An 18,046-nucleotide genomic window follows, 5' to 3' on the forward strand; every position below is an offset into this window, starting at 1 on the left:
GTTTGCACGCGCTTTTTGGATGCGCGCTTTTGTTATCTGAATGTATCCGGTGTTGTGGCGAGAGGGTCAAGTGGGCGGCGGCGGCCTCTAACCGTCTAAAAGAACCCAAGGACTGCCTTATGTTGGATCGCGGCTTCACAGCCGCGAATTAGTCTCGCAATGCCGAACGCCTCAACACCGTAGATTTTCCACAATTCTCCCTGTGAAGGTGGGTCGTCGACGACATCCCACATTTCCTCGCTTTCAATGTCTATATCCAACGGTAGATTGATAAACCGAGCGAGAATTAAACATTCTTTGAGTAAGCGAGGGGCAGATCCAACCATGCCACCGATGCCTTCGCGCTGTGGCTGGGCACCGTCAAAAATCACATGCTCGAAGTCCGTGGGCAGATAAAAACCCTCAGCGTCAGAGTGCAACATCAGATGTTGGAAAAGCGATTGTGCCGCCTTAGGCGCTGACAAGCGCTCCGCTGGCTGAGGATGATCAAATTCTAAGTTCTTTTGGATTTCTTGGTAGAGCGTCGCGGTGACCGGGTCTTCAGCATATTGGTCATATCGGACTTGTGCCGGAATGCGGCCTTCACAAACACAATAAGCAGCAAGTCGCCTAACCGCGTGTAAGCCTCCATATCCGAGCATCTGAGCGTCAAAAACTTCGCTGTCAGGAATGCCCAGCGGTTCATGATGCGGAGGCATGCCCGCCTCCGCGAGAACCTCATTTAACAAGTCAAAGGATTCCTTGAAAATCGCGACTTCCTCAGCATTGTCTCGGGCTTCACGCGCAAGAAAGCCCACGCCAATCGTAAGTCCCATCTGGTCCTCCAGAGAATAATCTTACAAAATCATCACAACTTGGCATCATATTTTTGGGAGTTCAAACTGGCGGACAGGGTGGGATTCGAACCCACGGTAGGCTTCCACCTACGGCGGTTTTCAAGACCGCTGCCTTAAACCACTCGGCCACCTGTCCGCGTTTTGACGCAACACCTGAAAGAAAATGTTAGATCGATAAAATTCGACCTAATTTTCAAGCGTTGATTTCAAACCTCTCTTGTAGAGTGCAACCCGCAGTCGGATCAACCGGCGCGATAAGAATGTCTGCAGAAACTACTGCAGACCAATATGGTGGGACACACAATGGTCCGGGATTCGGCACTGAAGAAGCTTGTAGTTACGCATTGTTTTAAAAATAAAATTACTGTTTTGCGTGTCGCTAGTCCTGTGTGGGCCAGCGCGCTGTTCTTGGCAGTTGGTTTTGCAGCTTTCCCTGCAGCGGCAGCGCCCAATGCCCGTCCGATGGTTGCGACCATCAATAGCGAGGCGGCCTCTACCGAAGCGGTTTCTATCAGTAAGCCCGCAAGTAAACCAGTGCGTAAGGTCGACACTCAGACGGCAAAACCCGCGCCTGCGACGGCCAAGCCAAGCACTGCAACAAGCCCGCAAGGCGCGCCGATTGAGCGGGTGCAAATGGCCTCGCTGACACCTGCAACAACGCGGGCACCAAAAGAGGCAACCTCTGTTGAGCGACCTGCTCGCGCGGCCACGATTTCCATTCGTGCGTCAGAGCCAGAATCTGCGCCCTCTGTGCGCCCATCTGACGTGCAGGGCTTTCAAAAGATTGGCGCGCCTTATCAGGTGAACGGCACGTGGTATATTCCAACCCACGAGCCTGACTATAATGAAGTGGGCACCGCATCGTGGTATGGTCGCGACTTCCACGGCAAGTCGACCGCTAATGGCGAGCTGTTTGACATGAATATTGTCAGCGCGGCCCACCCAACTTTGCCGATCCCGAGCCTTGTCGAAGTGACTAATCTGACCAATGGCCGCTCCATGGTGGTGCGGGTGAATGATCGCGGCCCCTTTGTGGCCGATCGTTTGATTGACCTTTCCGCGCGTGGCGCAGAGCTTTTGGGCTATCGTGAGCAGGGGTCTACCCAAGTGCGCGTGCGCTATATCGGCCCAGCCGACCCTGAGCCTGTGGTCACCAACGCCAATCTGACCGCACCGGGCGAAGAAAAGAAGTGGACTAAACCCACACCGGCGCCAGTACAGACCGCAACAACGACTCGCGTCGCAGAACAAAAGCCCGCTCGGCCAATGAAGCCAACCACTGTGAATACAGACGACGTGGCTTCAGGCCTCTATGTTCAGGCCGGAGCATTCTCGCGCCGGGCCAATGCAGAGCGTGCGCTAGCCCAAGCGGCTGAGATTGGCCAAGCAAAGATTGTGGAAACCGAGACCGCCTCTGGTGCAAGCCTTTACCGGATCCTGATTGGACCCGTTCAAAGCCAGAGCGAAGCTGCGGCCCTCGCAGAAGCCGTAACCGGACAGGGCGTCAGCGGTGCCCATATCATGGCCTCGCGCAACTAAAGCCCAGCCCAGACTGCATCATAGCCCTTGCCTAGAACAGGCGGGCGGGTCACTTCTGTCTGCACCATGACAGCAGACAGGTCTTGAAGCATGACGGGCGGCCATTTCATCACCTTGGAAGGCGGCGAGGGGGCCGGAAAGACCACCTTGTTGTCGACGCTAAAGGCGCGACTGGAAGCCTTGGGTCATGAAGTCGTGCTGACGCGTGAACCTGGTGGAACACCGGGTGCCGAGGCCATTCGCGCGCTCTTGGTGACAGGCGCTGCCGATCGCTGGACGGCCTTGTCCGAGCTATGTCTCTTTTTTGCGGCACGTGAAGACCATTTAGAGCGCCTGATCCGTCCGGCCCTCGCGCGCGGTGCGATTGTCTTATGCGACCGGTTTTCGGATTCCACTCGGGCCTATCAAGGTCAAGCCGGCGGGGCAGGGCGGGCGGCGGTTGAGGCCCTAGATGGCCTGATCGTCGGACATACCCAGCCGGACTTGACCCTTATTCTCGATATTGACCCTGCCATTGGCTTAAAGCGGGCTGCCGCGCGCCGGGGCACCGAAGATCGGTTTGAAGGCAAGGCGTTTGCGTTCCACACGGCCTTGCGGGCTGCCTATCTGGAAATCGCCGAGACCTTTAAGCATCGCTGTGGCGTTGTGGATGCATCGGTTGCGCCAGAGGAATTGGCCGATTCTGCTTGGGCCCTCTTGGTTGCACGTTTGAAGCTGTCATGAGTGACGAAGCCCCCACCCCAGATCAAGAGCCCGGTTCACCCCACCCCCGCGCGGTGTTTGAGCTGTTTGGTCATGAAGCAGCAGAAGCGGAATTAGCAGACAGCCTTTCAGGCGGACGCTCGCACCACGCTTGGCTGATCACGGGGCCTAAAGGCGTGGGCAAGGCTACCTTGGCTTATCGGTTCGCGCGCAGAATATTGGGGGCGGCCCGGGACCCGTCCAGCCCGCTTGCCAGTGCACCAGACGATTTGGTCAGCCGCAAGATCGCCCAAGGCTCGCACGCAGACTTGCGCACGGCCACGCGGCTTGACCCTGAAAAGGGCGAGATTAAGCGCGATGTAACCGTTGCCGCCATTCGCGACCTCACCCATTTTTTCACCATGACATCTGATGGGGCAGGGGGCGCGCGGGTTGGCATTGTCGATTGTGCCGACGATATGAGCTCTAACGCCGCCAATGCGCTTTTGAAAACCTTGGAAGAACCGCCGGCGGGTGGAACCCTCATTCTGCTCGCCCATGCGCCCGGTCGATTATTGCCAACTTTGCGGTCGCGCTGTCACCGGCTGGATTTGACGTGCCTATCGGAAGAAGCGATGGCAAAGGCCTTGCCGGATATTGATGCGACGACGCGGGCTTTAGGGGCAGGCAGGCCCGGTCGCGCACGCGCCTTGGCGGCTTTGAATGCCTCTAAACTTTATGGCTCTTTGTCGCGCCATTTGTCCGGTTTACCCCGCGCGCCCTTGGATGAAGCGCTCTCGCTAGCCGACGCGTGCAGCGACGCAGACCGCTTTCATGCCGTGTTTGATATGATGGAAGATTGGTTAGCGCGTGCGGGAAGGGCAGGGCTTGGCCTTGAGATTTCAGAGATTGAGCCGGGTGAAAGCGTGTTGTTGGCGCGGCTTGCGGCGGGTGCTGGCACCGATGCTGCGGCCAAGGCCTGGAGCCATGTGCGCGAGGTTCGTACGAAGGTGGAGGCCCTCAATCTCGACCGGAGTTTAGCTACGCTTGAGGCGCTGCGTGCCATTCGTGCAGACCTCAGTCCGATGCACTAGATAAGCGCCATGATCGATAGCCACGTTAATTTACACCACGAATCCTTTGCGCCGGACTTTGATGAGGTCTTAAGCCGGGCGGCAGAGGCAGGCGTGCATGCCATGCTGACCATTTGCGATAAGATGGCGTCCTTGCCCGCGATTGAAGCCATTTCAGCCCCGCGTGCAAACGTCTGGCACAGTGTCGGCGTGCATCCCCATTATGCCGACGATCATGCAGATTTGACGGTCGCACAGCTCATCACGGCTAGCACGAATCCCAAGGCGATTGGTATTGGCGAAACAGGCCTAGATTTTCATTATGGCTATAGCTCAGAGGCCGCACAAATTGCGGTGTTCCGCACCCATATAGAAGCAGCGCGTGAAACAGGTCTGCCGCTGATCGTCCATACTCGCCAAGCCGATGAGCTGACGGCGACAATCCTCGAAGAGGAAATGGGCAAGGGCGCGTTTAAAATCCTGCTGCATTGCTACACCAGTGGCCTAGATCTGCTCCGCCGTGGGCTGGACCTTGGGGCCTATGTATCCTTTTCCGGCATTGCGACGTTTAAGAATGCAACTGACGTGCGCGAGGCCGCCCGCCAAGTGCCGTTGGACCGGGTGTTGATCGAAACCGATTGCCCGTATTTGGCCCCTATCCCGATGCGGGGTAGACGGAATGAGCCTGCGTTCCTGCCTCATGTCAGCCAGTTTTTGGCCGATTTTTATGGGCTGGAGGCAAGCGCCTTTGCCGACCTTGCCGACCGAAATTTCTTCGCCCTATTTGATAAGGCCGCCTGATGAGCCAGTCTGATGCCACCCATGTTCGGGTCACAATTCTTGGCTGCGGCTCCTCTGGTGGCGTCCCACGTGTGGGCGGGGAGTGGGGGGCCTGTGACCCAAACGATCCGCGCAATTACCGCACCCGCTGCAGCCTGCTGGTTGAGGCCTATCAAGGCACCTATAGCCACGAGACCTCGACCGTTGTGTTGATCGACACCTCGCCAGATTTGCGCACCCAGTTACTGGCCGCAAAAGTCAGCCATGTGGATGCGATCCTCTACACCCATGATCATGCCGACCAAAGCCATGGCATCGATGATCTGCGCGCCATTGTCTATCATCAGCGCAAGCGTATCCCGACTTTTATGGACGCCGTGACACGGGAAAATCTGGTTCGCCGCTTTGGCTATATTTTTGAAACCCCGCCCGGCAGCCATTATCCAGCTTTGCTGGATGCCCATGAGATGCCCTTGCCGGGGCAGGCCCTCACAATCCATGGACAGGGCGGGGCGATAGGTTTTCAGGTTTTGGCGCAAAATCATGGCGACATCGATAGTTTAGGCTTTCGCTTCGGACCCGTCGCTTATTGTAATGATTGCAAAATCCTGCCGCTGGAAAGCTTAGATGCCTGCAAGGGGGTCGACCTTTTTATCGTCGACGCGCTTCGCCACATCCCCCACCCAAGCCACGCCCATTTGGAACTTAGTCTAGAATGGATCGCAGAAATCCAACCCAAACACGCGATCCTGACCAATATGCACATCGACCTAGATTACGCGACTTTGGCTGCCAGCCTGCCTGAACACATCGTACCGGCGGTAGATGGAATGGCGGTTGAGCTGGCGCTTTGAGGGCTTTGCTCGAGTTTGAGCGCCCACCACCCTACTTCACCGGAAACAGCCAGATCGACAGCGTGTGGATCGTCAGACCTGCCAGACCGCCGATGACGGTGCCGCTGATGCGGATATATTGCAGGTCGCGGCCGACGGCGGCTTCAATCTGGTCGACAACGGTGCGTGCATCCCAGCCTTGGATGGTTTCAGCCACCATCGTGCCAACGCCAGCGCCTTGCGCGTCGGCGAGTTCGACTGCCCAAGCCTTTAAGCGCTGATTGAGGCTTTCGCGAAGCTCGTCATCGCGCTCAATGGCGCGGGCCAAATCTTCAAGGCCTGCCGCGATGGCATTGCTAAGGCGGTCGGTCTCTTCGGGTGATTGTTCGCGCAAGCTCTTTTTGAGGTCACTCCAGACATTGGTGACATAGGTTCGGACCACTTGGTGATCGGAAACTTCACGCACCCAGCGTTGGAGTTGATCGCGCAGATTTGGGTCGTGCCGGAGGTCGCGCGCCAAATGGGAAAGCGCTTCATCAATACGGGTACGAATGGAGTGATTGGGGTCCTTGGCGGCGTCTTTCAGCGTGTCCTTGATCGCGGTCAACAACGCGTCAGAAGCTGCAGCATCGACCGAGAATAGCTTGGGCAGCCAGTCCATCTTGTCTGACACGCGCGTGCGGAACATGTTTTCTTCTGAATGGATCGCAAGGTCGGCATGGAAGATGATGAGGTCGACGATGGCCTTATGCCGGCCGCCTTTGATCAAAATGTCCAAGCCTTCCGCCAAAAGATGGGCGATATCGGCATGGCGCAACCGCTCGGTCAAAGTGGTTTGCAGCCACGTCGCAATCTTGCCTTCGTTTAAGAGGCCCAAGATACGGGGGACAGCACCTGCAATGCCTTGTGCGACCCGGCGGGCGCGGTCACCTTCAGTCAGCCAAGCGGCGGTGTTGCCCGCAAGGTCCATATCCTTCAAGCGGCGCTGAACCTGCTCAGGCTGCAGGAAGTTGCGCGAGATAAAGCGGCCGAGCCCTGCGCCAATTCGGTCCTTCGATCGCGGGACAATCGCCGTATGGGGAATGGGTAAGCCCAAAGGCCTGCGGAAGAGGGCGGTAACGGCAAACCAGTCCGCCAGTGCCCCAACCATCGCCGCTTCGGCAAAGGCGCGCACAAAGGGCAGGATGGGGCTAGAAGCTTCAAAAAACTTGGTGACAACAAACAACAAAGTCATCGCGAGGAAGAGCCCCGTTGCGACGCGCTTCATGCGGCGATACGCAATGGCCGGATCTTCTTGCATGAGGGTCGTCACAGGCGGTTTATCTGCCATAGAGGTTAAGTCTGATCCACTCTTTGCCAAGGGCCACCAGGACTGCCAACAGAGACGGCAACCAAGGGCTGCGATACCGGTATGCTACTCAAGTCGCGAGGACGGGTTGCCCAAGCTATGTAAGAGATGGTGATTGCCAAAGCGGCGGGCAATAACCACCAGAGGATTTTAGCGGCAGCAAGCCCTGCTGCACAAGCCCATAGGATGCCAAGCCCTAAGCCGAACAGCACGGTAACCAATGACCGATCCGGTCTTTGCGTCATTTTTGGCCGTTTGGTTGGTCTCGGGCGCGAAAACTCAATCACGCAGGCACCCGCGCAGGTGGCCATGCCCATGATCAGAAGGGTCAGTGCGGCTAAGGGCCACGCCCAAGCCACCAGCGCAGCGACCAGCATAAGCTCTAAGATAGCCGGGCCGCTGGCAGCCAAGACTTTGCCTTGTAGGATGATTTTCGGGTCCAAGGGGCTGGCTTGTAAGAGGTCGCGGGCCTCCTCGACCGAGGCAGTGAGCCAAGCGAGACTGGAGGTCAGCATGGTTACATTGAACACAGTAATGGCGGCAAACATCGCCCCCATGATGGGTGCCATCTCACTTTGCTCGTTTGGATTGGAAACCGCATTCCACACAAAGCCTAAAAACGGCACCATGGTGAAAAGTGGCACAATCAATTGGCTGACAAATAAGGGGTCACGCGTCATGCTCAAACATTCCTTATGGAACACCATAACGAGGGCTGGTCTACGGAATTGTTGCGGGTGGGCTTTGCGAATCTTGTGGGGCGCATGGTCGTTTTGACCATTGAGGAAGGCGACATCTTGGTCGTAGCGCTTGCCGGCAAAGTTTAGAACCAAAGCAGATACCACGCCGCCTGCGACCAAAAAGGCTAAGGCACCCAGCCAGTCGCCTAAAATCGTGCCGCCGAGCCAGCTGAAGTTTGACGTCAATGAGACGATCACGTCATGAACTTGAATAAGGCTGGCATTTGGATGCTCAGTATCGGCAGCGAGACGGCCAAGACTGCCCGTACTGGACACCATTTGATAGCCGACCAGACCGATCATCACGCCAATCGCGCCCAAAGCGATGGTTGCGCGGCGACCATTTCGTAGGCCAAACCACAAAAGAGCTTGGCGAGCGATCATATAGGTGATGGCCGCATCTAAAATCGCAAATCCGGCCACCACCACATAGATGGAAGCAAACATCGGCGAGATCATCACAATGCTCGCCCCAAAGAAGATGGTGGCAAAGCCAGCATAAATACAAAAGCCGCGCCAAGCCGAAGAGATCAGGCGGGCGGCGACAAATCGATGCGGCGGAATAGGGGAGGAGAGGAGGAGGTCTAAATCCCCCTTCTCCGTTATCGTCATGAACGACCCCATCAGATTCATCGAAATACCTGAAATCATCAACGTGAGGATCACTGCCCCTGCCAGCGAGCTCAGCTGCTTGTAATCGCCCGCCGCCGCTTCAAAGATTTTGGCCACACCATAGCCCATGCTGAAACTCAGCAAGCCGACAAACAGAATGGTGAAAACGGGCTTGATCCAGCTTGGAATCTTTTTCCCAAGCCGACCAAGACGCCAACTTAACCGGATCTGATGGCGCGCCAGCCACAAAATGCTGCCGGGCACGAATAAGCGGTCGAGCATCATGCTGGACTTCCTACCGAAGCATCATCAACCAGTTGAATGAAGATGTCTTCCAAACTGCCTTCGGCTTGGCCAGCTTGGGCGCGCAAGTCTGCTAGCGATCCATCAGCCAACAAGCGGCCACGGTGGAAAATACCAACCCGTTCGGCCAAGCGCTCGGCGATCTCCATCACATGGGTCGTGAGAACAATGGTCGCACCTTCTTTGGTCTTTTCCACCAACAGCTCTTTGACCTGTCGCGCGACGGCTGCATCTAGGCCCGAAAATGGTTCGTCGAGCAAAAGCAATTTGGGATCGTGTAACAGCGCGCCAGCCAAAGCAGTCTTTTGCTTCATCCCGCGTGAAAAAGTCTCACAACGCTTGTCACGCTCTTCCCACAAATCCATCCAGCGCAGCAATTCTTCCGCGCGCTTTTCCGCTACGCTGCCTTCGACCGACCAAAGCCCCGCGATAAATTCCAGATATTCCAGCGGCGTTAGCTTGTCATAAAGCAAGGGCTCATCTGGCAACCAAGCGGTGATGGATTTAACCGCCCGTGGGTCTTTCCCCACATCGTGGCCAAACACACAAATACTGCCCTCGTCAGCCTGCAACAGACCAGCAATCATCCGCATAGTCGTGGTCTTCCCAGCCCCGTTTGCCCCCAAAAGCCCATAGAATGACCCAGGCGCCAGCGTCAGGTTGAAGTCTGACACAGCGGTCTTGGCTCCAAACCGTTTCGTTAACGATTTGATCTCGAGGGCGGGTAGGGGATGGGTGCTCATCGTCGGTCCTGTTCTTCAAACACCTGGTTCAACGCGCAAGGTTCGAAGACAGGCAATGTCTTTTAGTTGAATGGGTGTTTCAAACCCGTGAATCATCGTGGGAAATCTTGCCGCAACTCTGGCGATTGGCGGTTTAATGACAGCCCGAAGCACAGCGGCAATCCTTAATGCATTAAGGTTTGACGAGAGTTAAGCCGCAGGCGAAGTCTTAACAGCCCAAGATGGCTAGATTCACTGCCGATTTCATCATCATCTGATAAAATGTCCCGATTAGGCTTGATGTACCGCTTCACGTCGACAGTGGCCCTTAGTCATGTGCCTCTAGGCTTTGAAATCGCCCAATCGATAGGCCTCCATCGGATCATTTTTGTCCCATAACATATATTATGCGAATTACGGATTGAGGTGATTTAGACTACCCAAGCCTATTCAAGCCCTAGACCTAGCCACCCGATCGCCCTAGGTTTGATCACAGTTTCGTCAACATTAGAATTGGATCCGCCATGAGCACCCTACCCCTTACCAGTCTGGTCACTCTGGTTACGATCATCCTATTCTTCTTCATGGGCTTGAGGGTCGCCAAAGCACGCGGCACCTACAATATCCCGGCCCCTGCCACATCGGGCGATCCGATCTTTGAGCGGCATTTTCGGGTTCAGATGAATACGCTGGAATGGCTACCTATGTTCCTGCCGGCGCTGTGGCTGGCGGCAATTTGGCAATCAGACATGGTTGCTGCAGGTTTTGGCCTTGTCTGGATCATTGGTCGGATCATTTACATGTTAGCTTATGTCGCCGATCCAAAAACCCGCTCGCTGGGCTTTGTGATCCAGATGTTGGCGACGGTCGTTTTGATCCTGTTGACGCTTTTCCACGTCGGCCGTTCGATGCTTTAAGGTACGTTAAAACAACATGTTGAGCAATCATCTGGAGGTGATTTATGAAGAAATTGATCTTGGGCGTTTCTGCTGCCTTCGGCGCAGCGCTTGTGATTGCTGTGGCGGCTACGGGTCAATCCGCACCTCAAAAGCCAAAAGCTGTTCCTACCGCCACGAAAGCAACTGCGATGTCGTCACCTGAGATGTTTGATGGCCTGATGGGTGGCAATGTCAATCTCGCTGATTATCGCGGGAAAGTCGTCTTGGTGGTCAATACCGCCTCGCAATGCGGCTATACCGGACAATATGCTGGACTTGAGACACTCTGGAAGTCACGGCAACGTGAAGGGCTCGTCATTGTTGGGGTGCCCTCTAATGATTTTGGTGGACAAGAGCCTGGCAGTGCTACCGAAATCAAAAAATTCTGCGAACTCAATTACGGTGTCACCTTCCCCATGGCGGCCAAATATGTGGTTCGTGGGCCGAGCGCACATCCGTTTTATCGTAATGCTTTGAGTGTCTTAGGGCCGAAAGCTGAGCCTAAATGGAACTTCCATAAAATATTGATTGGCAAGGATGGTCGCCCCGTTGCGGCCTTTGCATCCGCCGTGACACCTCAATCAGCAGAGCTTGGTCAAGCAATCACAAATGCCCTCGCCGTGCCCAAAAGGTAAGCGCTTGAATTCCAGTCGCTTGGCAAAACTGCTTGGCGTTTGGGATAAAGGATGACAAGGTCAGAAAGATGAGCCTGAACTAACAAGGGCCAGTGGAGGAAACATGGCGATCGATCCCGTAAAGTCCGGTCAAACGGGCTCAAAAGTCGCTTTGTCCCGTATCCTAGCTTTTTCTTCGCCCAGCCTACCCCTTGCGGCCCTCGGCCTGCCCTTAGTTGTCCAACTGCCACCCCATTATGCAGGTTATGTCGGACTTGAGATTGGGGTTGTAGGTCTTCTGTTTATGTTGGCCCGTATCCTCGACATTGGCGTCGATATTGGCATTGGCCTAGCTATGGACCAGACGCGTACACGGATTGGCAGGTTCTCGCCTTGGCTGGTGATGTCCATTCCCGTCATCATGGTCGGGTCCTACTTCCTCTTCATGGCGAAGCCCGGAGCCGACGCGGCTTATTTGGCTTTCTGGCTATTCTTCACCTATGTCGGCTTTTCCATGGGGTCGTTGTCGCAAATGTCGCTCGGCGCGACTTTGAGCGATAATTATCATGAGCGTTCGCGCGTGTTTGTATTTTGGCAGGCAGGCAATGTGCTCGGCATGCTGTTGGTGCTGTTGATCCCTGTCTTGATCCATTCGCAGGGCGGGACGGCCGCCAGTGGTGTACAAGGCATGGGCTGGTTCATCGTCGTTCTCATGCCCCTCACCGCTTTGCTTGCAGCCGGCTTTGCGAAAGAGGAATCACCCAAAGCTTCGGCCAAGAAAACCAACTTGAAGGACGTAGTTTCTCTCTTCAAATCAGACGCCTGCCGGAGACTATTGCTATGCGATCTTCTCTTGATGTTTGGCTCTGGGGTAACTGGCGGGCTGTTCCTTTTCTATTTTGATGCGGTCAAGGGCTATGGCGGTTTGGCAGCGGCCCTCTTGTTGATTTACTTCATCGCAGGCCTGATTGGGGCACCGATCTGGACCATGATTGCGCGCCGCTGGGGCAAACATGTCTCGCTTATTTGTGCCTGCATCTATGCAGCCGTCAGTCAGCCTTTGATCATGTATCTGCCCGAGAATAATTTCGTAGCCGCGGCGATTGGCATGTCTGCGGCTGGGATTGTCTATACGTCTGGTGCCTATCTCTTGCGCGCCATGATGGCCGATATTGGCGATGAGGACCTCTTACAGACCGGGCAAGATCGGACGGGCCTTCTCTATGCCTTTGTGACGCTGACAGGTAAGGCAGGCTATGCGCTCGCGGTTGGTGTCACCTATGTCGGGCTTGGTCTGTTTGGCTTCAATTCAAAGCTTGGCGCTGGCAATACACCAGAGGCGCTGACGGGTCTGACATTCCTGTTCATCGGGCTGCCAGTTGTGGTCAATATTCTGGGCGCTTTGTTGTTGGTCAAATATCCAATCGACGCCAAGCGCACGGCCGAGCTTCAGGCCGCCATTGCAGCTAAGCGTGACCTATCGGAACAAGCATCTCAGCAGGCATAGAATCGCACCATAGAGGGGTCATGACCGCACCTGCCCCCATTGATCGCCTGCTCGACATTATGGCCGCCCTACGCACTCCAGAGACGGGTTGCCCGTGGGACCTTGAGCAGAGCTTTGAAACCATTGCGCCTTTTACGATTGAAGAAGCCTATGAAGTGGCCGACGCGATTGCGCAGGGTAATCTGGTCTCGTTGAAAGAAGAATTGGGGGACCTTTTGTTTCAAGTGGTTTTTCATGCCCGCATGGCTGAAGAACAAGGTGCCTTTGCCTTTAACGACGTCGTCCAAGGGCTATCTGACAAGATGGAAGCGCGGCACCCGCACGTCTTTGGCACGCGCCAAATCGAGACCGCCGAACAACAAACCCAGAATTGGGAGGTCATGAAAGCCAAGGAGCGTGCGGCTAAGCTTGCCGATGACCCAAGTCTTTTGGCCGATATTCCCTTGGCTCTGCCCGCTTTGATGCGTGCGGAAAAGCTAACCAAGCGCGCTGCCCGCGTTGGCTTTGATTGGCCAAGCTTGGAAGAAGTTTTTGCCAAGCTGACCGAAGAGATCGGCGAAACCCGCGAAGCGATTGCTGAAGCCGATCCAGCCCATATTGAAGAAGAAATTGGCGATGTCCTCTTTGTGCTGGCAAATCTTGCCCGCAAAGCCAAAATAGACCCTGAAGTCGCCCTGCGCTCGGCCAATGCCAAGTTTGAGCGCCGTTTCCGCTGGATTGAAGAAGCCCTTCAAAAGGATGGGAAGAGCCCGGAAACCTCAAGCCTCGAGGAAATGGACGGGCTCTGGAACCTCGCCAAGCGCCACGAACGGAACCTCTGACAAGATCTGCGGCCATTGGGCAACAAAGCGGGCTGCATCATCGGCCGTGAGGCGCACTTTCAGATGGGTAAAGCCCTGCTCGTCAGTTTCTTCTTGACGCACCGCCCCCTTGCGGAACAACCAAGCCCGCGCCGCACCTTGATCTGGCCCAATCACCAAATCCACAGGTCGCGCATCGAGCGCCAATTCAGAATCGATCAAGGCAAAAAGCTCCTTGACCCCTTCCCCTGTCAAAGCCGACACACAAATGCCTTGCGCCGTGCCATCAAGGCCAGAGGCTGCCGCGCGCGCGCGCACATAGGCCGCGCCTGCCTCATCCAAGCAGTCAATCTTATTCCACGCCTCGATCAAAGGCGGACGACTTTCATGATCGGTGAGGACCCGGTCCAGCACCAATTCTACATCGCGGCGCTGGTTGTCGCTTTCTGCGTGCGCAATATCGCGGACATGGACGAGAAGGTCAGCTTGGGCCACTTCTTCCAAGGTCGCCCGAAATGCCGCGACCAATTCGGTCGGTAGATCGGTGATGAAACCCACGGTGTCGGACAGGATGACATCGCGGCCGGTTGGTGTACGCACCGCCCGCAAGGTCGTATCCAAAGTGGCAAAGGGCATATCCTTGGCCAACACGTCTGCTGAGGCCGCCCGGTTAAACAGGGTGGACTTCCCGGCATTGGTATAGCCAACAAGAGCGATGACCGGATAGGGCACGCGCTTGCGACTGGCCCGTTGCAGGGCACGGGTGCGCTTGACCTCTTCCAATTCTTTTTTAAGTTTCAGGATCTTGTCGGCAATCATTCGGCGATCAAGTTCGATTTGCCGCTCACCCGGACCGCCGGTTTTTCCTGTGCCGCCGCGCTGACGCTCCAAGTGGGTCCAGGTTTTGACCAAGCGGGACTTTTCGTAGCTGAGGCGGGCCAGTTCGACCTGTAGCCGCCCTTCCCGCGTCCGCGCACGGCGGGCAAAGATTTCAAGGATCAGACCGGTACGGTCAACCACTTTAACCTGAAGCTCTTTTTCCAAATTGCGCTGCTGCACGGGCGACATCTGATCATCTAGAATCAGAACATCGACCTTCAGCTCTTCACAATGGGCTTTAAGTTCTTCGATCTTGCCCGTGCCGAAATAAGCACCGGGGCGTACCTGACGCAGCGGTTCTAGTCGCGCATCGGCAACTTCAAGGTCGAGGGCTTCGGCGAGGCCACAGGCTTCAATCAGCCGCAGATCGGGGTCACGACTGGCAGAAGCGTCGCTTCGTAGGGGGTGGATGACCAAGGCCCGCTGCACGGGCGCCTGACGATCGATCAAATGCAATTATCCTAGCTCTGTTGCGCGCATACAGACCACCTGTAGCCGCATTAGCATGAGCCTGAAGACGGTCGAAGACAAGAAAGACTTAGTCGAGGTCTGCAGGATCGCCCTCAAACATCTGGACCGGCGCGCCGGGCATGATGGTGGAGATGGCATGCTTATAAACCAATTGGACCTGGCCGTCGCGGCGCAACAACACACAAAAATTGTCAAACCAAGTTACGACGCCCTGAAGCTTTACGCCATTTACCAGAAAAATGGTCAACGGCGTGCGCGACTTCCGGACCGCGTTTAAAAATGTATCCTGAAGATTCTGTTTTTTGTCGGCAGACATTGTAAGCCCTGTCTTTTCTTGGGTGTCGCACCTCGACACCTGAGTCCCTCATTAGGCAGCCCTTCTTGGAAATTTCAATCCAGAAGGATGCTGTCTAAGGCTTTTTTACTGATGTTTGTTGAGAAAGATAGGTTTCCCGAAGTTTTTGCGCGATTGGACCAGGTTTTCCGCCACCAATTTCGTGCACATCGAGGCCGATCACCGGGGTTACAAAACTGGTGGCTGAGGTAATGAAGGCTTCTTGCGCAGACAAAGCTTCGTCTCTGGAAAAGGCTTTTTCTTCAAAGCCAAAGCCCAATGCCTGCGCGGTCTGGATAATCGTATCACGTGTAATGCCGCGCAGAATCGCGTGCGTTGCCGGACGCGTCCTTAAGACTCCTTGAGAATCAACGATCCAAGCATTTTGTGCTGTACCTTCAGTAACCATGCCATCACGATCTACAAACCAAGCATCGGCGAAACCTGCCTCTAGGGCCGCCTGTTTTGCCAGAACGTTGGGCAATAGATTGACGGTTTTGATATCCACCCTGCCCCAGCGAATGTCTGGGCAGGTCTGCACCCGAATACCTTTGGCCGCGCGCGCATCGGCTTGGACCATATTCATGGCGCGCGCCGTTAGAATGATGCTGGGACGAGAATGGGCTGGAAACGGATGGTCCCGACGTGCCACCCCGCGAGAGACCTGCAGATAAACAAGACCATCCTTCAGCTTATTGCGCGCCATCAATTCCCGCACAATGACCATCAAGCTGGCATTGCCCATGGGTGCCTTGATTTGAAGGGCCGCAAGAGAACGCGCGAGACGGGCTAAATGGCCTTCTGAGTCGAACAAGATCCCGCCGCGCACCGCCCAAACTTCATAAACGGCATCGCCAAATTGTAGACCGCGATCTTCGACATGGATCGAGGCTTCTCCATGGCGTACAAATTGGCCATCGACATAAGCAATCCTCGGCACGCTTAACCCTCCAAATCGAAGCCGCGCGTGCCTTCAACACCGAGACTTTTCAGTTTGCGGTGCAAAGCCGACCGCTCCATCCCAATGAATGACGCGGTTCGTGAGATATTGCCACCAAAGCGCGTGATTTGCGCTGCCAGATATTCGCGCTCGAACAGTTCGCGGGCTTCGCGCAATGGCAAGGACACCAATTGATGCAAGCCCGTCCGGTCTGCCAATTCGCCAACGCCAACCCCATCTAGCGCGAGGGCTGCTGCATCAATGGGTTCGCTTGCATCGCCAGAGGCTAGGATCAACATGCGTTCCACCAGATTGCGCAATTCGCGCACATTGCCGGGCCAACTGGCCGCTTGCATCGCTGCCAGCGCTTCGGGTCCAAAATGGCGCTGGGCCACACCATTGGCTTCGGCCACGCGTTTGGAAAAATGCTCAACCAAGCGGGGTACATCATCGCGACGTTCCGCCAAGGCTGGCGACCGGATCGGTACCACATTGAGGCGGTGGAATAGGTCTTCACGGAATCGGCCAATGCTGATGGCTTCACGAAGGTCCCGCGCGGTCGAAGAAATCACGCGCACATTCACCGAGACATCACTGCTGCCACCTAAGCGACGAAAGCGTTGCTCAACCAAAACCCGCAAAATTTTGGACTGGGTTTCCATCGGCATTTCAGCGATTTCGTCGAGCAGAAGCGTACCATTATGCGCATGCTCAAACACGCCAATCTTAGTTGGGCGGCCTTCGCTGGTTTCTTCGCCGAAAAGTTCAGATTCCATGCGCTCTGGCGCAATCGCGGCTGCCGAAATAACCACGAACGGACCATCGGCACGCTGTGAGCCAGCGTGCAGGGCCCGCGCAATCACTTCCTTACCAGAGCCAGATGGGCCGGTAATCAGTACCCGGCTGTTCATAGGCGCGATCTTCTCAATGGCAGCACGCAACTGCAGCATGACGGTGCTTTCGCCGATCAGCTCGTCGCCGGCCACAGCACGCGCCCGCAGCGCCATGTTCTCGCGCCGTAAACGCGCACTTTCGAGCGCGCGGCTGATGATCAAAATCAAGCGGTCTGACTTGAACGGCTTTTCGATGAAGTCAAATGCACCGCGCTTTAAGGCACTCACGGCGGTTTCAATCGTGCCATGGCCAGAGATCAGAACAATGGGAATCGTCGGATCAATGCCTTGCACGACCGACAGAATTTCCAGTCCGTCCAGACGGCTGCCCTGCAACCAAACATCCAAGACAACCAAGTCAGGGCGCCGCGTGCGGAAAGCGTCTAACGCGCCATCTGAGTCGCCGGCATAGCGGACGACATAACCTTCGTCTTCTAAGATACCGCCAACGAGATCGCGAATATCGGCTTCATCATCGACGATGAGAATTTCAGCTGCCATGGGGATACTCCGAGCTTAAGCGCTCTTGTTGGGATGAGTTTGTATCGGGAGGGTTTGAGGTGTTTTCGGCGACACAGATCGGCAGGTTCATCAAAACCCGCGCGCCATTCTGGCCGTCTGTTCGGTCAGCAAGTTCCAGCTTGCCACCATGTTCTTCCATCACACGTGCCACAATCGCGAGGCCAAGCCCCGTCCCCTTGGCGCGGGTGGTCATATAGGGCTCTAACAGCCGACGCCGATCATGCACGGGGAAACCAATGCCATTGTCGACCACTTCGATCCAAGCCATTTTTCCATTCAGGTGGAGGCTGACCTCAATTTGACCTGTGACATCAACTTCATCTCGAGCTCGACGGGTCGCAATCCCCTCACCCGCATTTTTCAAGATATTGGCAAAGGCTTGGATCAACAGGCGTGTGTCCATCGACACCAGGACAGGTTCCGGTGGCAAAGTGCTGGTGACTTCAATATCGGGGCTAGCAATCCGCTGGGCAAAGACGGCTTGGCGCAGCGCTTCGCTCAAATCATCGACGGCAAATTTGGGTGATGGCATCCGCGCATAGCTGGAGAATTCATCGACCATGCGCCCAATGTCAGTGACTTGGCGCACGATCGTGTCGGTCATGCGAATGAAGACGTCGCGGTCCGTGGTGATCACATCGGCATATTTGCGTTTGAGGCGCTCGGCTGACAATTGGATCG

At 55.7% G+C, this 18,046-nt stretch carries 18 protein-coding genes and 1 tRNA gene; 9 read left to right on the forward strand and 10 right to left on the reverse strand.

What is annotated here, in order from left to right; translation table 11 throughout:
- Positions 1 to 95 precede the first annotated feature (95 nt).
- Both ACOVRA_RS05160 and ACOVRA_RS05165 read right to left on the reverse strand, forming a co-directional pair.
- Positions 96 to 815 (reverse strand): hypothetical protein, encoded by a 720-nt coding sequence (locus ACOVRA_RS05160; RefSeq protein WP_421719367.1) that lies wholly within the window; start codon positions 813 to 815, stop codon positions 96 to 98.
- Positions 816 to 882: 67 nt separating this feature from the next.
- Positions 883 to 972 (reverse strand) — tRNA-Ser (locus ACOVRA_RS05165).
- Positions 973 to 1,205: 233 nt separating this feature from the next.
- Between ACOVRA_RS05165 and ACOVRA_RS05170 the strand changes: the two genes are divergently transcribed.
- From ACOVRA_RS05170 to ACOVRA_RS05190, 5 genes are all read left to right on the forward strand, one after another.
- The gene (locus ACOVRA_RS05170; protein WP_421719368.1) at positions 1,206 to 2,375 is read left to right on the forward strand and encodes a septal ring lytic transglycosylase RlpA family protein; all 1,170 of its coding nucleotides are present in this window, start codon (positions 1,206 to 1,208) and stop codon (positions 2,373 to 2,375) included.
- A gap of 90 nt (positions 2,376 to 2,465) precedes the next feature.
- Complete coding sequence (gene tmk, locus ACOVRA_RS05175) at positions 2,466 to 3,098, forward strand: dTMP kinase (protein WP_421719369.1); 633 nt, start codon at positions 2,466 to 2,468, stop codon at positions 3,096 to 3,098.
- Positions 3,095 to 4,150, forward strand: a complete 1,056-nt coding sequence (locus ACOVRA_RS05180; RefSeq protein WP_421719370.1) for a DNA polymerase III subunit delta' — start codon at positions 3,095 to 3,097, stop codon at positions 4,148 to 4,150. The genes tmk and ACOVRA_RS05180 overlap by 4 nt, the downstream gene beginning before the upstream one ends.
- 9 nt (positions 4,151 to 4,159) lie before the next feature.
- Positions 4,160 to 4,930 carry a TatD family hydrolase gene (locus ACOVRA_RS05185; protein WP_421719371.1) on the forward strand — a complete coding sequence of 257 codons (771 nt, stop codon included), beginning with the start codon at positions 4,160 to 4,162 and terminating at the stop codon, positions 4,928 to 4,930.
- Positions 4,930 to 5,763 carry an MBL fold metallo-hydrolase gene (locus ACOVRA_RS05190; RefSeq protein ID WP_421719372.1) on the forward strand — a complete coding sequence of 278 codons (834 nt, stop codon included), beginning with the start codon at positions 4,930 to 4,932 and terminating at the stop codon, positions 5,761 to 5,763. The genes ACOVRA_RS05185 and ACOVRA_RS05190 overlap by 1 nt, the downstream gene beginning before the upstream one ends.
- A gap of 31 nt (positions 5,764 to 5,794) precedes the next feature.
- Here the strand turns inward: ACOVRA_RS05190 and ACOVRA_RS05195 are convergent, their stop codons facing one another.
- From ACOVRA_RS05195 to ACOVRA_RS05205, 3 genes are read right to left on the reverse strand one after another with little or no spacing between them, the layout of a single operon-like run.
- Positions 5,795 to 7,072 carry a DUF445 domain-containing protein gene (locus ACOVRA_RS05195; RefSeq protein WP_421719373.1) on the reverse strand — a complete coding sequence of 426 codons (1,278 nt, stop codon included), beginning with the start codon at positions 7,070 to 7,072 and terminating at the stop codon, positions 5,795 to 5,797.
- Positions 7,073 to 7,077: 5 nt separating this feature from the next.
- On the reverse strand, positions 7,078 to 8,727 hold the full coding sequence (locus tag ACOVRA_RS05200; protein WP_421719374.1) for a hypothetical protein: 1,650 nt from the start codon (positions 8,725 to 8,727) through the stop codon (positions 7,078 to 7,080).
- On the reverse strand, positions 8,724 to 9,488 hold the full coding sequence (locus tag ACOVRA_RS05205) for an ABC transporter ATP-binding protein (RefSeq protein ID WP_421719375.1): 765 nt from the start codon (positions 9,486 to 9,488) through the stop codon (positions 8,724 to 8,726). The genes ACOVRA_RS05200 and ACOVRA_RS05205 overlap by 4 nt, the downstream gene beginning before the upstream one ends.
- Before the next feature lie 503 nt (positions 9,489 to 9,991).
- Between ACOVRA_RS05205 and ACOVRA_RS05210 the strand changes: the two genes are divergently transcribed.
- From ACOVRA_RS05210 to mazG, 4 genes are all read left to right on the forward strand, one after another.
- Positions 9,992 to 10,384 carry an MAPEG family protein gene (locus ACOVRA_RS05210; protein ID WP_421719376.1) on the forward strand — a complete coding sequence of 131 codons (393 nt, stop codon included), beginning with the start codon at positions 9,992 to 9,994 and terminating at the stop codon, positions 10,382 to 10,384.
- A gap of 44 nt (positions 10,385 to 10,428) precedes the next feature.
- A complete protein-coding gene (locus ACOVRA_RS05215; protein WP_421719377.1) occupies positions 10,429 to 11,040 on the forward strand; it encodes a glutathione peroxidase in 612 nt (203 codons plus the stop codon).
- Positions 11,041 to 11,143: 103 nt separating this feature from the next.
- Positions 11,144 to 12,526: an MFS transporter gene (locus tag ACOVRA_RS05220; RefSeq protein WP_421719378.1), complete on the forward strand. Its 1,383-nt coding sequence runs from the start codon at positions 11,144 to 11,146 to the stop codon at positions 12,524 to 12,526.
- Between the two features lie 20 nt (positions 12,527 to 12,546).
- Complete coding sequence (gene mazG, locus ACOVRA_RS05225) at positions 12,547 to 13,347, forward strand: nucleoside triphosphate pyrophosphohydrolase (protein ID WP_421719379.1); 801 nt, start codon at positions 12,547 to 12,549, stop codon at positions 13,345 to 13,347.
- Here the strand turns inward: mazG and hflX are convergent.
- The 5 genes from hflX to ACOVRA_RS05250 all read right to left on the reverse strand — a co-directional run.
- The gene (hflX, locus tag ACOVRA_RS05230; protein ID WP_421719380.1) at positions 13,285 to 14,655 is read right to left on the reverse strand and encodes a GTPase HflX; all 1,371 of its coding nucleotides are present in this window, start codon (positions 14,653 to 14,655) and stop codon (positions 13,285 to 13,287) included. The two genes, mazG and hflX, sit on opposite strands and share 63 nt — an antisense overlap.
- A gap of 88 nt (positions 14,656 to 14,743) precedes the next feature.
- Positions 14,744 to 14,992, reverse strand: a complete 249-nt coding sequence (gene hfq / locus ACOVRA_RS05235; protein WP_085339964.1) for an RNA chaperone Hfq — start codon at positions 14,990 to 14,992, stop codon at positions 14,744 to 14,746.
- 94 nt (positions 14,993 to 15,086) lie between these two features.
- The gene (locus ACOVRA_RS05240; RefSeq protein ID WP_421719381.1) at positions 15,087 to 15,950 is read right to left on the reverse strand and encodes a D-amino-acid transaminase; all 864 of its coding nucleotides are present in this window, start codon (positions 15,948 to 15,950) and stop codon (positions 15,087 to 15,089) included.
- A 2-nt stretch (positions 15,951 to 15,952) separates the two neighbouring features.
- On the reverse strand, positions 15,953 to 17,344 hold the full coding sequence (locus ACOVRA_RS05245; RefSeq protein ID WP_421719382.1) for a sigma-54-dependent transcriptional regulator: 1,392 nt from the start codon (positions 17,342 to 17,344) through the stop codon (positions 15,953 to 15,955).
- The coding region (locus tag ACOVRA_RS05250) for a sensor histidine kinase (protein WP_421719383.1) at positions 17,334 to 18,046 on the reverse strand (713 nt) is incomplete at its 5' end. The genes ACOVRA_RS05245 and ACOVRA_RS05250, both read right to left, overlap by 11 nt.

The sequence above is a fragment of the Aquidulcibacter sp. genome, from assembly GCF_049239865.1.
GTDB lineage: Bacteria > Pseudomonadota > Alphaproteobacteria > Caulobacterales > Aquidulcibacteraceae > Aquidulcibacter.